Source organism: Aeromonas sp. sif2433, assembly GCF_019218705.1.
GTDB lineage: Bacteria > Pseudomonadota > Gammaproteobacteria > Enterobacterales > Aeromonadaceae > Aeromonas > Aeromonas encheleia.
Window position 1 is genome coordinate 139,031 of sequence record NZ_JAHUXD010000001.1, and the last position, 15,194, is coordinate 154,224.

The 15,194-nt window shown below is 58.9% G+C and carries 12 protein-coding genes; 2 read left to right on the plus strand and 10 right to left on the minus strand.

Features of this window, described 5'->3' with window-relative positions:
- Positions 1-294 precede the first annotated feature (294 nt).
- Positions 295-1,143: a formate transporter FocA gene (gene focA, locus KW825_RS00610; protein WP_042653611.1), complete on the plus strand. Its 849-nt coding sequence runs from the start codon at positions 295-297 to the stop codon at positions 1,141-1,143.
- Between the two features lie 41 nt (positions 1,144-1,184).
- The gene (pflB, locus tag KW825_RS00615; protein ID WP_305730727.1) at positions 1,185-3,467 is read left to right on the plus strand and encodes a formate C-acetyltransferase; all 2,283 of its coding nucleotides are present in this window, start codon (positions 1,185-1,187) and stop codon (positions 3,465-3,467) included.
- A 508-nt stretch (positions 3,468-3,975) separates the two neighbouring features.
- On the opposite strand, the gene KW825_RS00620 is transcribed toward pflB, so the two are convergent.
- The 10 genes from KW825_RS00620 to sdhC form a co-directional block, all read right to left on the minus strand.
- Complete coding sequence (locus tag KW825_RS00620; protein WP_218327879.1) at positions 3,976-4,413, minus strand: YcgN family cysteine cluster protein; 438 nt, start codon at positions 4,411-4,413, stop codon at positions 3,976-3,978.
- A gap of 124 nt (positions 4,414-4,537) precedes the next feature.
- A complete protein-coding gene (locus tag KW825_RS00625) occupies positions 4,538-5,017 on the minus strand; it encodes a GNAT family N-acetyltransferase (protein WP_218327880.1) in 480 nt (159 codons plus the stop codon).
- A 226-nt stretch (positions 5,018-5,243) separates the two neighbouring features.
- Positions 5,244-6,116, minus strand: coding sequence for a succinate--CoA ligase subunit alpha (gene sucD, locus KW825_RS00630; protein WP_042653610.1), 873 nt, complete (start codon positions 6,114-6,116; stop codon positions 5,244-5,246).
- Positions 6,116-7,282, minus strand: coding sequence for an ADP-forming succinate--CoA ligase subunit beta (gene sucC, locus KW825_RS00635; protein ID WP_042653609.1), 1,167 nt, complete (start codon positions 7,280-7,282; stop codon positions 6,116-6,118). The genes sucD and sucC overlap by 1 nt, the downstream gene beginning before the upstream one ends.
- A 156-nt stretch (positions 7,283-7,438) precedes the next feature.
- Positions 7,439-8,629, minus strand: a complete 1,191-nt coding sequence (odhB, locus tag KW825_RS00640) for a 2-oxoglutarate dehydrogenase complex dihydrolipoyllysine-residue succinyltransferase (protein ID WP_218327881.1) — start codon at positions 8,627-8,629, stop codon at positions 7,439-7,441.
- 38 nt (positions 8,630-8,667) lie between these two features.
- Entirely contained in the window at positions 8,668-11,475 is a 2,808-nt protein-coding gene (sucA, locus tag KW825_RS00645) for a 2-oxoglutarate dehydrogenase E1 component (protein WP_042653607.1), read from the minus strand.
- A gap of 122 nt (positions 11,476-11,597) precedes the next feature.
- Positions 11,598-12,314, minus strand: a complete 717-nt coding sequence (locus KW825_RS00650) for a succinate dehydrogenase iron-sulfur subunit (RefSeq protein ID WP_042653606.1) — start codon at positions 12,312-12,314, stop codon at positions 11,598-11,600.
- Between the two features lie 130 nt (positions 12,315-12,444).
- Positions 12,445-14,211 carry a succinate dehydrogenase flavoprotein subunit gene (sdhA, locus tag KW825_RS00655; RefSeq protein ID WP_042653605.1) on the minus strand — a complete coding sequence of 589 codons (1,767 nt, stop codon included), beginning with the start codon at positions 14,209-14,211 and terminating at the stop codon, positions 12,445-12,447.
- Between the two features lies 1 nt (position 14,212).
- Positions 14,213-14,557, minus strand: coding sequence for a succinate dehydrogenase, hydrophobic membrane anchor protein (gene sdhD / locus KW825_RS00660; RefSeq protein WP_042653604.1), 345 nt, complete (start codon positions 14,555-14,557; stop codon positions 14,213-14,215).
- Positions 14,551-14,940 (minus strand): succinate dehydrogenase cytochrome b556 subunit, encoded by a 390-nt coding sequence (gene sdhC / locus KW825_RS00665; RefSeq protein ID WP_042653603.1) that lies wholly within the window; start codon positions 14,938-14,940, stop codon positions 14,551-14,553. Before sdhC ends, sdhD begins: the two co-directional genes overlap by 7 nt.
- Positions 14,941-15,194 lie beyond the last annotated feature (254 nt).

Consider the following 15,194-nt stretch of genomic DNA (forward strand, 5'->3'; position numbering starts at 1 on the left):
CAAAAAATACCTCTTAGGGGGTTGTTAAAGTGCAGACCATAGGGCAGGGTTGCCGCAAAGATGTCTTGCCGGTGCCTTTTTAAAGGATAAAATTATAAATTCTTTAAAATCATGTTTTTATAAACACACCCATTTCTGTTTCAGCTGAAACCTGGTGTAAAGTCAAGCTTCCAGACGACTCAAAAATCTGTAGTAAAATTACATTCACAATCTGTAATTGTTGATCGATGTCAATTTTGGCGATCTGGCCCTTTGCTATGATTTCCACAGGCAAAATATTCAGGTACATGAGAATTGAAAGCAGAATCCCCCTTTGATTGTCTCAAGCCAGAAGCCATCGCTGCACTGGCAGAAGATATAACCTATGCCAAGGCCACCAAGCCCGCCCACAAGGTCATTCCCCTGGCCATCACCGCCGGTGCTTTCATCGCCATCGCATTCGTGTTCTACATCACCGTCACCACGGGCAGTAGTGGCATGTCCTGGGGCATGTCCAAGCTGGTCGGCGGCCTCTGCTTCTCCCTTGGCCTGATCCTGTGTGTGCTGCTGGGGGCCGAGCTGTTCACCTCCACCACCCTGACCCTGGTCGCCAAGGCAGCCAACCGCATCAGCTGGAGCCAGTTGTTCAAGAACTGGGGCCTGGTCTACTTCGGTAACCTCATCGGTGGCCTGCTCGTCGTCGGCCTCATCATCATGTCGGCCGAGTACATGGCGGCAGATGGTCAGTGGGGCCTGAATGCCTTGAAAGTGGCTCAGCACAAGATCCACCACAGCTTCTTCGAAGCCCTCGCCCTCGGTATTCTCTGCAACCTCATGGTGTGTCTCGCCGTGTGGATGGCCTTCGGCGCCCGCACTGCCACCGACAAGGTGATGGTGATGCTGCTCCCCGTCGCCATGTTCGTGGCCTCAGGTTTCGAGCACAGCATCGCAAACATGTTTATGATCCCGGTCGGTATCGCTATCCACAGCGTCGCAGGCCCGGAGTTTTGGCAGGCCATCGGCCAGGATCCGGCCACCTTCGCCGATCTGACCGTATCCAACTTCGTCCTAAACAACCTGATCCCCGTCACCCTGGGTAATATCATTGGTGGTGGTGTCATGGTTGGTTTGACTTACTGGTTTATCTTCCGTCGTCATCATTAAGGATGACGGCTGACACATAAATACCTTGTGAGGTAATGAAAATGGCAGAACTTAACGAACAGTTCCAAAAAGCATGGGAAGGCTTCGCGGCCGGTGAATGGCAGACCTCTGTCAACACCCGTGACTTCATCCAGAAGAACTACACCCCGTATGAAGGTGACGAGTCCTTCCTGGCTGGCGCGACCGAAGCAACCACCAAGCTGTGGGACAAGGTCATGGAAGGCATCAAGATCGAGAACCGCACTCATGCGCCGGTCGATTTTGATACTGACCTGCCCTCCACCATTACCGCTCACGATGCCGGCTATATCGACCAGAGCCTGGAGCAAATCGTCGGTCTGCAGACTGACAAGCCGCTCAAGCGCGCCATCATCGCCAACGGCGGTATCAAGATGGTCAAGACTTCTTGCGAAGTGTACGGTCGTCAACTGGACCCGATGGTCGAGAAGATCTTCACCGAGTACCGCAAGACCCACAACCAGGGCGTGTTTGACGTTTACACCAAGGACATCCTGAACTGCCGTAAATCCGGCGTCATCACCGGTCTGCCGGATGCCTACGGCCGTGGCCGTATCATCGGTGACTACCGTCGTGTCGCCCTGTACGGCATCGACTTCCTGATGGCCGACAAGCTGGCTCAGTTCAAGTCCCTGCAAGCCGACCTGGAGAATGGCGTCAACCTGGAAGCCACCATCCGTCTGCGCGAAGAGATCTCCGAGCAGCACCGTGCCCTGGCCCAGATGAAGGTGATGGCCGCCAAATATGGCTGCGACATCTCCGTACCGGCCAAGAACGCCAAAGAAGCCGTGCAGTGGACCTACTTCGCCTACCTGGCGGCAGTCAAGTCCCAGAATGGCGCAGCCATGTCCTTCGGTCGTACCTCCAGCTTCCTGGACGTGTACATCGAACGTGACCTGAAGAAAGGCCTGCTGACCGAGCAAGAAGCTCAGGAGCTGATGGACCACATGGTCATGAAGCTGCGTATGGTTCGCTTCCTGCGTACTCCTGAATACGATTCACTGTTCTCCGGCGACCCGATGTGGGCGACCGAGACCCTGGCCGGTATGGGCGTTGATGGCCGTACCCTGGTCACCAAGAACAGCTTCCGTATGCTGAACACCCTGTACACCATGGGCCCGTCCCCTGAGCCGAACCTGACCATCCTGTGGTCCGAGAAGCTGCCGGTCGGTTTCAAGAAGTACTGTGCCAAGGTATCCATCGAGACCTCTTCCGTTCAGTACGAGAACGACGACCTGATGCGTCCGGACTTCAACAACGATGACTATGCCATCGCTTGCTGTGTGTCCCCGATGATCGTCGGCAAACAGATGCAGTTCTTCGGTGCTCGTGCCAACCTGGCCAAGACCATGCTGTATGCAATCAACGGCGGCATCGACGAGAAGCTCAAGATCCAGATCGGTCCCAAGACCGAGATGGTCAAGGGCGAGTACCTCGAGTACAACGACGTGATGGATCGTCTGGATCACTTCATGGACTGGCTGGCCAAGCAATACGTCGCCGCCCTGAACATCATCCACTACATGCACGACAAGTACAGCTACGAAGCCTCCCTGATGGCGCTGCACGACCGTGACGTCTATCGCACCATGGCTTGCGGCATCGCCGGTCTGTCCGTGGCAGCTGACTCCCTGTCTGCCATCAAGTACGCCAAGGTCAAGCCGGTTCGTGACGAAGATGGCGTGGCCATCGACTTCGAGATCGCCGGTGAGTACCCGCAGTTCGGTAACAACGACGCTCGCGTCGATGACATCGCCTGTGACCTGGTCGAGCGCTTCATGAAGAAGATTCAGAAGCTCAACACCTACCGTGGCGCCGTGGCTACCCAGTCCGTGCTGACCATCACCTCCAACGTGGTGTACGGCAAGAAGACCGGTAACACCCCGGATGGCCGTCGCTCCGGTGCGCCGTTTGGCCCAGGTGCCAACCCGATGCACGGTCGTGACCAGAAGGGTGCCGTTGCCTCACTGACTTCCGTGGCCAAGCTGCCGTTCGCCTACGCCAAAGATGGTATCTCCTATACCTTCTCCATCGTGCCGAACGCGCTGGGTAAAGACATGGAATCCCAGAAAGCCAACCTGGCAGGCCTGATGGATGGTTACTTCCACCATGAAGCCAACCTGGAAGGCGGTCAGCACCTGAACGTCAACGTGATGAACCGTGAAATGCTGCTGGAAGCCATGGAAAACCCGGAGAAATATCCGCAGTTGACCATCCGTGTATCCGGTTATGCCGTTCGCTTCAACTCTTTGACCAAAGAGCAACAGCAAGACGTCATCACCCGTACCTTCACCGCCTCTCTGTAATAGAGCATCGCAGTGACCAAAAACCGGCGCCAAGGCGCCGGTTTTTTTATGCCTGTTTGCCCAAGCCCGGATCAATCCCTCCCTTTGACTCGCTGATGCGAGATGTGCGTTAGCCCCCCAACCTCCCCTCGCCTTCACGCTTTCAGAAGAGAACAAATCCATACTCGGCCAACTGACTCCGGGAGATGCATACATCCCTCGAACTATTCCCTCTCCCCCGGGAATGGCGCCTGTACATCACTGTGCGGCACCAGAAAGCATCAAGGTCAGAGAAGTGTGACCTCTCATGCCCTGCGCCATAGCCGCGATTTGAAGTGCACCAGCGGCGCCCGGGTGATGATAGCTAGCGGCTTCATGGTCCTTCGCCTCAGCCCGCCTTGTTAAACCACCATTAACCCTCAAGACGCATCATTGACTTGCCAATAGCAACAGGGGCAGAAGAGTCTGACTCCCCTGCCCCTGCGGCACATGAATTGGATAAAGGTTGCCTGAGTCGGCTCAGCTGGCCTTAACTGGCCCAGGTGATGATGTGATCGATCCAGTCGCCGGCATGGGCCTCGTGCACCACCTTGCCGCGCACCGACTGGCCGGCCTGGTGCATGGCACTGCGGCTGCCGGTGATCAGCGGATGCCAGGCAGGCAGGCTCTGCCCCTCGGCCAGCAGCCGATAGGCGCAGCTGGAGGGCAGCCAGTCGTACTCGGCTATCTTGTCGACGGTGATCTGCAGGCAGTCCGGCTCCTTCTTGAAGCGGTTGCCGTAATCGGAGCACTGGCAGGTCTTGGTGTTGAGCAGATCGCAGGCGACGTTGGTGAACACCAGCTCCTCGGTATCCTCGTCGATCAGCTTGTTCAGGCAGCACTTGCCGCAGCCATCGCACAGGGACTCCCACTCGGCATCGGTCATCTGTTGCAGGGTCTTTTCCTGCCAAAAAGGAGTTGGCTGCATTTTCTCGACTTGCTGCATGGAGGGGGCTCGCTAAATAGACCAGTAAAGCGCGTGGTTATACGCCTTATGGCCCGATTTTTCAAGGTTGGCGGCATGATTGGCGACAAGAGAAGGTGACCTGCATTTATCCATTTTCGTCTGTGGCGGCATGCCATACCATGATGGTAGTTTCCCAGTGACCATGGGGTGATTGATGTATCGCGTTGAAGCCTTGGTCACGATAAAAGTCAACGTTATGTGTTTCGCACTGCAAGTACAATGTCGAAACACCACGTAAAACCGCCATTTCCCTAGCCGCGATCATCAATTTTTTGGCGATGCCTTTTCTGCGGTGCGCCGATGGAACATAGACACCTCCGATCCAGAACTCATATTCAGGATGGTTTTTATTTTCCTGAATTTTCAGCTCCAATGTTCCAACCAGTTCTTCCTCGTCATGTGCGACCAGACTAAATGGGATATCTCGATTTGAGGCTTTGAGTTCAACTTTTTTACGTACCATCTCTTTCGTAACGTCGGGTACATGAGAGGCCCATTCATCGAAATACCAGTCGACTATTTTCGATACTTCATATGGATGGTCCGCAAGCAATGAAATTTCCATACATCCTCTTTACCAAGTAAGCATCATGTCATTCGTTGCGATGAACATTCTGACTCGAGGATGAGCTCGAATCGTCATCGCTATTGGCTTATTTCTCGAATTCTGCGAGACCTAGCGCAGCACAAATCATTTTTAAATTCGCGAAAATGAATAACCATGTCAAACCATTTGGCATAAAAAATGCCGCCATAGGGCGGCATTTTGCTATCTGAGCTAACAGGCTGACTTACCAGCCGGTCACTTCACGCAGGGCCTTGCCGATGTCGGCGAGGGAGCGCACGGTTTTCACGCCAGCATCTTCCAGGGCGGCAAACTTCTCTGCCGCAGTGCCCTTGCCACCGGCGATGATGGCGCCCGCATGACCCATGCGCTTGCCAGCCGGGGCGGTGACGCCCGCGATGTAGGAGACCACCGGCTTGGTGACGTGGGCCTTGATGTAGGCCGCCGCCTCTTCCTCGGCACTGCCGCCGATCTCGCCGATCATGACGATGGCTTCGGTCTGCGGATCCTTCTGGAACATCTCCAGAATGTCGATGAAGTTGGAGCCCGGGATGGGGTCACCACCGATGCCGACGCAGGTGGACTGGCCGAAGCCCTCGTCCGTGGTCTGCTTGACCGCTTCGTAGGTCAGGGTGCCGGAGCGGGAGACGATACCCACCTTGCCCGGCTTGTGGATGTGGCCCGGCATGATGCCGATCTTGCACTCACCCGGGGTGATCACACCCGGGCAGTTCGGACCTATCATGCGCACGCCGGTTTCCTGCAGCTTCACCTTGACCTGCAGCATGTCCAGGGTCGGGATGCCTTCGGTGATGGTGACGATGAGCTTGATGCCGGCATCGATCGCTTCCAGGATGGCGTCCTTGCAGAACGGGGCCGGCACATAGATGACGGAGGCGGTGGCGCCAGTCACTTCGACGGCATCACGCACAGTGTTGAACACCGGCAGGCCCAGGTGGGTGGTGCCACCCTTGCCCGGGGACACGCCACCGACCATCTGGGTACCGTAGGCAATCGCCTGTTCGGAGTGAAAGGTACCCTGACCGCCGGTGAAGCCCTGGCAGATCACCTTGGTGTCTTTGTTGATCAGAACGCTCATTATTTGGCCTCCGCTGCTTTAACCACTTGCTGAGCTGCGTCAGTCAGACTCGTTGCGGCGATGATATTGAGGCCGCTGTCGGCCAGTTTACGGGCACCCAGTTCGGCATTGTTGCCTTCCAGACGCACTACCACGGGCACCTTGACCCCCACTTCCTTGACCGCACCTATGATGCCTTCCGCGATCATGTCGCAGCGCACTATGCCGCCGAAGATGTTGACCAGCACGGCTTGAACCTTGCTGTCAGACAGGATGATCTTGAAGGCCTCTGTCACGCGCTCCTTGGTGGCGCCGCCGCCGACGTCCAGGAAGTTGGCCGGTGAGCCGCCGTGCAGGTTGACGATGTCCATGGTGCCCATGGCCAGGCCGGCGCCGTTGACCATGCAGCCGATGTTGCCATCGAGCGCCACATAGTTCAGCTCCCACTGGGCGGCGTGCGCCTCGCGCGGGTCATCCTGGGACGGATCGTGCATCTGGCGCAGCTTGGGCTGGCGATACAGGGCGTTGGCATCGATGTTGATCTTGCCGTCCAGGCAATGCAGGTTGCCCTTGTCGGTGATCACCAGCGGGTTGATTTCCAGCAGCGCGAAGTCGCAATCCAGGAACATCTGGCCCAGACCCATGAAGATCTTGGTGAACTGCTTGATCTGATCGCCGACCAGACCCAGCTTGAAGGCCAGCTCGCGCGCCTGATAGGCCTGCGGGCCTACCAGCGGATCGATGGCCGCCTTGTGAATGAGTTCCGGGGTTTCGTGGGCGATCTTCTCGATATCCACGCCACCCTCGGTGGAGGCCATGAACACCACGCGGCGGCTGCCACGATCGACCACGGCGCCCAGATAGAGCTCCTTGGCGATGTCGGTGCAGGATTCCACCAGGATCTTGGTGACCGGCTGACCGTTGGCGTCAGTCTGATAGGTCACCAGGTTCTTGCCGAGCCAGTGTTGGGCGAAGGCACGGATCTCGTCCTTGCTCTTGGCCAGCTTGACGCCGCCCGCTTTACCGCGGCCACCGGCGTGGACCTGGCATTTGACGACCCAGGTGTTGCCGCCAATCTTGTCGGCCGCTTCGGCCGCTTCCTGCGGGGTGGCGCAGGCATAACCTTCGGAGACCGGCAGGCCATACTCGGCAAACAGCTGTTTTGCCTGATATTCATGCAGATTCATAGATGCTCTATCCGTGTTGTAGGTATTTCCGTCCGGGGCTCGTTGTTTCTCAATCCCCTGTGAACGGGGCCTCGAGGGCCCCTCATTATCTTTCTAATTTTGCTCAGACGTTCGATGCGGGGCCGCGAAGGCCCCCTGTCATGTCCCGAATGCCGCTTAGACGTCCAGCAGCAGGCGGGTTGGATCTTCCAGCAGCTCCTTGATGGAGACCAGGAAGCCCACCGACTCACGACCGTCGACGATGCGGTGATCGTAGGAGAGGGCCAGGTACATCATCGGCAGGATCTCGACCTGGCCGTTCACCGCCATGGGTCTGTCCTGGATCTTGTGCATCCCCAGGATGGCGCTCTGGGGCGGGTTGATGATCGGGGTGGACATCAGGGAGCCGAACACACCACCGTTGGTGATGGTGAAGTTGCCACCGGTCAGCTCATCCACGGTCAGCTTGCCGTCACGGCCCTTGCCCGCCAGATCCTTGATGGCCTTCTCGATGTCCGCCAGGCTCATGTTGTCGCAGTCACGCAGCACCGGGGTCACCAGACCACGGGGGGTGGAGACGGCGATGCTGACGTCGAAGTAGCTGTGATAGACGATGTCGTCACCGTCCAGCGCCGCGTTCACTTCCGGGTAACGCTTGAGGGACTCCACCACGGCCTTGACGTAGAAGGACATGAAGCCGAGCTTGATGCCGTGCTTCTTCTCGAAGATCTCGCCGTACTGCTTGCGCAGCTTCATGATAGGCGCCATGTTGATCTCGTTGAAGGTGGTCAGCATGGCGGTGGTGTTCTTCGCCTCCAGCAGACGCTCGGCGATCCGCTTGCGCAGACGGGTCATGGGCACGCGCTTCTCGGTGCGGCCGACCAGCGGCGCGATGGGCGCCACCGGAGCCACAGCCGCGACAGGTGCCGCCACGGCCGCCTTGCTCAGCCCCTTGATGAAGGCTTCCACGTCTTCCTTGGTGACACGACCACCCTTGCCGGTGCCGGTCAGCTTGGCCACGTCGATGGAGTGTTCGGCCACCAGGCGGCGCACGGACGGGCTTAAGGCCTCGGCGCCGTCATCGGCGGCCGCTTCGACCGGCTTCTCCTTGGTCTCTTCACCGGCCACCGGGGCCGGCTTGAGCATGGCGATCAGCTGGCGGGACAGCACGGTCGCGCCTTCCAGTTGCAGGATGTCACCCAGTACACCGGCTTCCGGCGCGGGGACTTCCAGCACGACTTTATCGGTTTCGATGTCAACCAGCACTTCGTCACGGGCAACCAGATCACCCGGTTTCTTGTGCCAGGTGGCGATGGTGGCATCTGCCACTGATTCGGGCAGGTCCGGTACCTTGATCTCGATAGTCATGTAATCAGTTCCTTGTTTACTACTGTGCCAGAGGCGTATTACAGGGTAAGGGCATCTTCCACCAAGGCTTTCTGCTGCTTGGTGTGGACAGACATGTAACCGACGGCGGGTGAGGCCGAGGCTGGGCGACCGGCATAGCGCAGGCGGGCTCCGCTTGGCAGCACGCCATCGTAGTGATGACGGGTGCTGTACCAGGCGCCCTGGTTCTGCGGCTCTTCCTGACACCAGACGAAATCGGTGGCCTGGGTGTAATCGGCGAGGATGGCGCGTACTTCCGCTTCAGGGAAGGGATAGAGCTGCTCGATCCGCACCAGCGCCACGTCTTGCTGCTCGGCCTTGCGACGGGCATCGAGCAGGTCGTAGTAGACCTTGCCGGAGCAGAACACAATCCGTTTGACCCCTTTCGGATCCAGCGCATCGATCTCGCCGATGGCGTTCTGGAAGGTGCCTTCGGCCAGCTCTTCCAGCTTGCTCACCGCCAGCGGGTGGCGCAGCAGGGACTTGGGCGACATCACGATCAGCGGACGACGCATCGGGCGTACCACCTGGCGGCGCAGCATGTGGAACACCTGCGCCGGGTTGGATGGCACGCACACCTGCATGTTGTGCTCGGCGCACATCTGCAGATAGCGCTCGAGGCGGGCGGAGGAGTGCTCCGGGCCCTGCCCCTCGTAGCCGTGCGGCAGCAGCATGGTCAGGCCGCACATCCGGCCCCACTTCTGCTCACCGGAGGAGAGGAACTGGTCGATCACCACCTGGGCGCCGTTGGCGAAGTCGCCAAACTGGGCTTCCCAGATGGTCAGGCCGGCCGGCTCGGCGCTGGCATAACCGTATTCGAACGCCAGCACCGCCTCTTCGGACAGCACGGAGTCATAGACTTCGAACGGCCCCTGCTCGTCGTGAATGTTGCACAGCGGGGTATAGGTGCTGGCATCGTTCTGGTTGTGCAGCACGGCGTGGCGGTGGAAGAAGGTGCCACGGCCGGAATCCTGCCCGGTGATGCGGATGCGGGAGCCCTTGTCCACCAGGGTGGCGTAGGCCAGGGTCTCGGCGAAGCCCCAATCCACCAGCTTGTCGCCGGCGGCCATGGTGCGGCGGTCTTCGTAAATCTTCTCGACCTGACGCTGCAAGGTATGGGAGGCCGGGTACTGGCTGATGCGCTCGCCCAGGGACTTCAGGTGATCCATCGCCACAGTGCTGTCGTAGTTCATGGCCCAGTCGTGGCCGAGGTACGGGGTCCAGTCGACGGAGTGCAGCTCCATCGGACGCCACTCCTTGACCACCCGCTCCCCCTTGTCCAGGGCGTCGCGGTAGTCGTTGACCTGAGCGGTGACCAGCTCCGGGCTGACGCAGCCTTCGGCGATCAGCTGATCGGCGTAGATCTTGCGCGGGGTCGGATGCTGTTTGATCTTCTGGTACATCAAGGGCTGGGTCGCGCTCGGCTCGTCGGCCTCGTTGTGACCGTGACGACGGTAGCAGACCAGCTCGATCACCACGTCGCGCTTGAAGGTGTTGCGGTAATCCAGGGCAATCTGGGTCACCAGCACCACGGCTTCCGGGTCGTCGCCGTTGACGTGCAGCACGGGGGCCTGCACCGCCTTGGCGATGTCGGTGCAATATTCGGTGGAGCGCACGTCACGCATGTTGGAGGTGGTGAAGCCCACCTGGTTGTTGATGACGATGCGCACAGTGCCGCCGACGCCGTAGGCACGGGTCTGGGACATGTTGAAGGTTTCCGCCACCACACCCTGACCGGCGATGGCCGAGTCACCATGAATGGTGATGGGCAGCACGCTGGAGCCATCCTTGTCGCCACGTCTGTCCATGCGCGCACGCACCGAGCCGATGACTACGGGGTTGACTATCTCGAGGTGGGACGGGTTGAACGCCAGCGCCAGGTGGACGCTGCCGCCCGGGGTCGCGAAGTCGGAGGAGAAGCCCATGTGGTACTTCACATCCCCGGTGCCCCAGGACTCACCATGCTTGCCGGCGAATTCGTCGAACAGCTCCTGTGCCCGTTTGCCGAGCACGTTGATCAGCACGTTCAGGCGGCCGCGGTGGGCCATGCCGATGACGGCTTCCTTGCAGCCCTGCTCACCGGCGCGACGGATCAGCTCTTTGAGCATGGGTACCATGGCATCGCCCCCTTCCAGGGAGAAACGCTTGGCCCCCGGGAACTTGGCGCCCAGGTATTTTTCCAGCCCTTCGGCGGCGGTCAGGCTCTCGAGGAAGCGGGTCTTCTCCTCGGCGCTGTAGCTGCCCTTGGCTTCGATGGATTCGAGTCTGTCCTGCAGCCAGCGCTTCTCCTCGGTGGAAGTGAGGTGCATGTAGTCGGCACCTATGCTGCTGCAATAGGTCTTCTTGAGCGAGGCGTAGAGATCGGAGAGCACCATGGTCTCGCGACCTATGGCATAGGAGCCCACGTTGAAGGTGGTCTCCATGTCTGCGCCCTGCAGGTTGTGGAATGCCGGGTCGAGCTCGGCAACGGTTTCACGTGCCCAGAGGCCGAGCGGATCCAGATTGGCATTTTGATGACCACGGAAACGGAAGGCGTTGATCATTTGCAGTACGCGAACCTGTTTGGCATCCACTTGCGGATCGGTGACAGGCGCGCTGTAACGGGAGGGGTCCTTGGCCAGGCGGCGGAAATAGTCGCGAACCTGGGAATGAGGTTGTTCCACCGCATGACCATTGACCTGGGGCAGCTGTTCGAACAGGCTGCGCCACTCATCGGCCACGGATTCGGGGTTTTCAAGGAAGGATTCGTACAAATCCTCAATGTAGCTTGCATTCGCACCAGCCAGGTGAGATGACTCCAACCAGGCCTTCATCACGCCGTTATGCATTTCTATCCCTTGTACATCTTGTTCACTGCAGCGCAGCTTGTAGGGTTTAAATAGCCATCCCACCAGGGGGTTGGATGGCTATCCAGAGGTCGGGCCCGGCGCGTGACGCCCTGGCCCTGATACTAAACAGCCCGGTTGAGTAACATCGACTTGATCTGACCTATGGCCTTGGTCGGGTTCAAGCCCTTGGGGCAGACGCTCACGCAGTTCATGATGCCGTGGCAGCGGAACACGCTAAAGGCGTCGTCCAGGTTACCCAGTCGCTCACTGGCCGCGGTGTCGCGGCTGTCGGCCAGCCAGCGATAGGCGGCGAGCAGACCGGCGGGGCCGATGAACTTGTCCGGGTTCCACCAGAAGGAGGGGCAAGAGGTGGAGCAGCAGGCACAGAGAATACACTCGTACAGACCGTCCAGCTTGGCGCGCTCTTCGGGGGATTGCAGGTGCTCACGCACGGGCGGCAGCTTGTCCTCGTTGATGAGGAAGGGTTTGACCTTCTCCCACTGGGTGTAGAACTGGGTCATGTCGATCACCAGGTCACGGATCACCGGCAGGCCGGGCAAGGGACGGAGGACGACCTTGTTGCCCTTCTTCAGCAGATCGGAGAGCGGAGTGATACAGGCAAGACCGTTCTTGCCATTCATGTTGAGACCGTCGGATCCACAGACCCCTTCGCGGCAGGAGCGGCGGAAGGAGAGCGTGGGATCCAGCTCCTTGAGCTGGATCAGTGCGTCGAGCACCATCATGTCGGAACCTTCAGGAATATCAAGACGATAATCCTTCATGTGGGGGACGTTATCAACATCCGGATTGTATCTGTAGACTGAGAATGTGACGTTCATTGTACTTGGCTCCGCAATCAGTTAGTCCGCACCTTGGATAAGCGAGATGGGAGTGCCTCCCACCTCTTCGCAGACCGGCGAATGTAGCGATAGATCGATGAGGTTACCTGCATCGCACCTGGCTCCATCATCAATAGGTCCGCACCTTGGGTGGGAATGCCTCGCGCGTTTTCGGAGACATATTGACAGCGCGACGAGTCATGGACTCGGTGTCCGGATGATAGAGGCTGTGGCACAGCCAGCCCTCGTCGTCGCGATCCGGGAAGTCGAAGCGGCTGTGGGCACCACGACTCTCGGTACGGAAGTTGGCCGCCACCGCGGTGGCAAACGCCGTCTCCATCAGGTTGTCCAGCTCCAGGCACTCGATGCGCTGGGTGTTGAACTCCTTGGAGGTGTCGTCCAGACGGGCATTCTTCAGCCGCTCGCGGATGAGTTTCAGCTCGGCCAGCCCTTCTGCCATGGCATCCCCTTCCCGGAATACCGAGAAGTTGTTCTGCATGCAGCGCTGCAGATCCTTGCGGATCTGGGCCGGGTCTTCCCCGTCACGGTTGGCTTCCCAACGGTTGAAACGGGCAAGGGCGGCGTCCAGATCGGCCTCGGAGGCCTCGCGACCGTGCTCCATCTGACCCAGGCTCTCCACCAGGTGCATGCCGGCGGCGCGGCCAAACACGATGAGATCCAGCAGCGAATTACCGCCCAGACGGTTGGCGCCGTGTACCGACACGCAGGCGATTTCACCCACCGCGAACAGGCCGACCACAGGCACGTCGTTGCCATCTTTATCCTGACTCAGGCACTGACCGTTCACGCTGGTCGGCACGCCGCCCATCATGTAGTGGCAGGTCGGGATGATGGGGATGGGTTCCTTGACCGGATCCACGTGGGCGAAGGTACGCGACAGCTCGCAGATCCCCGGCAGACGGGATTCCAGTACCTCTTTACCGAGGTGATCCAGCTTGAGCTTGATGTGCGGACCCCAGGGGCCGTCACAGCCACGGCCTTCACGGATCTCGATCATGATGGAGCGAGCCACTACGTCGCGACCGGCCAGGTCCTTGGCGTTGGGAGCATAACGCTCCATGAAGCGCTCGCCGTCTTTGTTGAGCAGATAGCCGCCTTCACCACGGCAGCCTTCGGTGACCAGCACCCCTGCCCCGGCGATGCCGGTCGGGTGGAACTGCCAGAACTCCATGTCCTGCACGCCGACCCCGGCCCGCAGTGCCATGCCGACGCCGTCACCGGTGTTGATGTGGGCGTTGGTGGTGGACTGGTAGATGCGACCGGCGCCGCCAGTGGCGAGCACGGTGGCCTTGGCCTTGAAGTAGACGACCTCGCCGCTCTCCATGTCGATGGCGGTGCAACCGACGATGTGACCGTCCTGGTTCTTCACCAGATCCAGCGCATACCACTCGGAGAAGACGGTGGTCTTGTTCTTGACGTTCTGCTGATACAGGGTATGCAGCAGGGCGTGACCGGTCCGGTCGGCCGCGGCCGCGGTCCGGGCCGCCTGCTCACCACCGAAGTTCTTGGACTGGCCGCCGAACGGGCGTTGATACACGGAGCCGTTGTCGAAACGGGAGAAGGGCAAGCCCATGTTCTCCAGTTCATAGACGGCTTCCGGGCCCGTCTTGCACATGTATTCGATCGCTTCCTGGTCACCGATGTAATCGGAGCCCTTGACGGTGTCATACATGTGCCACTGCCAGTTGTCGTCATGGGCATTGCCCAGCGCAACCGTGATCCCGCCCTGGGCGGAAACGGTGTGGGAACGAGTCGGGAAAACCTTGGATAACAGGGCGCAGCTCTTGCCGGACTGGGCAATCTGCAGGGCGGCGCGCATACCGGCACCGCCGGCACCGATCACCACCGCATCAAATTCACGAGTTGGAATAGTCACCTTACACCCCCCACAGCACGACGAAACCAGTCATCAGATAGACAAACAGCACCACAACCAGTGCGAATTGCAGCGCACCGCGCAGTCCTACCGGTTTGATATAGTCGGTCAGCACCTGCCACAGACCAATCCAGGCGTGGATCAGGACGCACAGCAGCGTCAGCAGGGTGAAGACCTTGGTGAAGGTTTTAGCGAAGAAGCCGGTCCACACCTCGTAGCTGATGTCGTTGATGGCGACAAAGCCAACCAGGTAGAGGACGTAGCACGTCATGATCAGAGCGGTGGCGCGGATCAGGATGTAATCATGAACGCCGCTGCGCCCGAAAGTTGCAGAATTGGTTACCATACCAGCACCCCCGCCAATACCGCCAGAACCGCGGTGATCACGAAGCCCACGCGGGCACTCTGATTACCGGATTCCAACTCTTCCCAATGCCCCATGTCCATGACCAGGTGACGCAGACCACCCACAATGTGGTAAGCCAGCGCGGTCAGGATCCCCCACAACACGAACTTGACCAGGAAGTTGTCCATGATGGCAACGACCGACTCAAATCCTTCGGGAGAGGAGAGTGAAGTACCAAGCATCCACAGCAAGATTGCGAGCGCCACAAAGGTGATGACCCCTGAGACACGGTGCAAGATGGAAGCGATGGCGGTGACAGGAAAGCTGATCGTTTGCAGGTCGAGGTTTACAGGTCTCTGTTTATTTTTCACGGCTTTGCCCACTCAGCTCCATTGAGCACGTTAGTTATTGTTTTCACACGCTTTGAGGGCTAGGAGTGGCATTTGTTAGGTTTTTGTTACCAAAACAACTCGAAAAAGCCAAAAACAACATTTTAGATATCACATCTGGCTTTGCGAAAGCGTTTCAAACACCGACGACCATCACCCACGAGGCGCAGTATATCGGCGGCCTTAACCAATGACAATCAATTGGCTACATAGAAAACCCAAAACCGTAAACCAGATCTCACAATGGC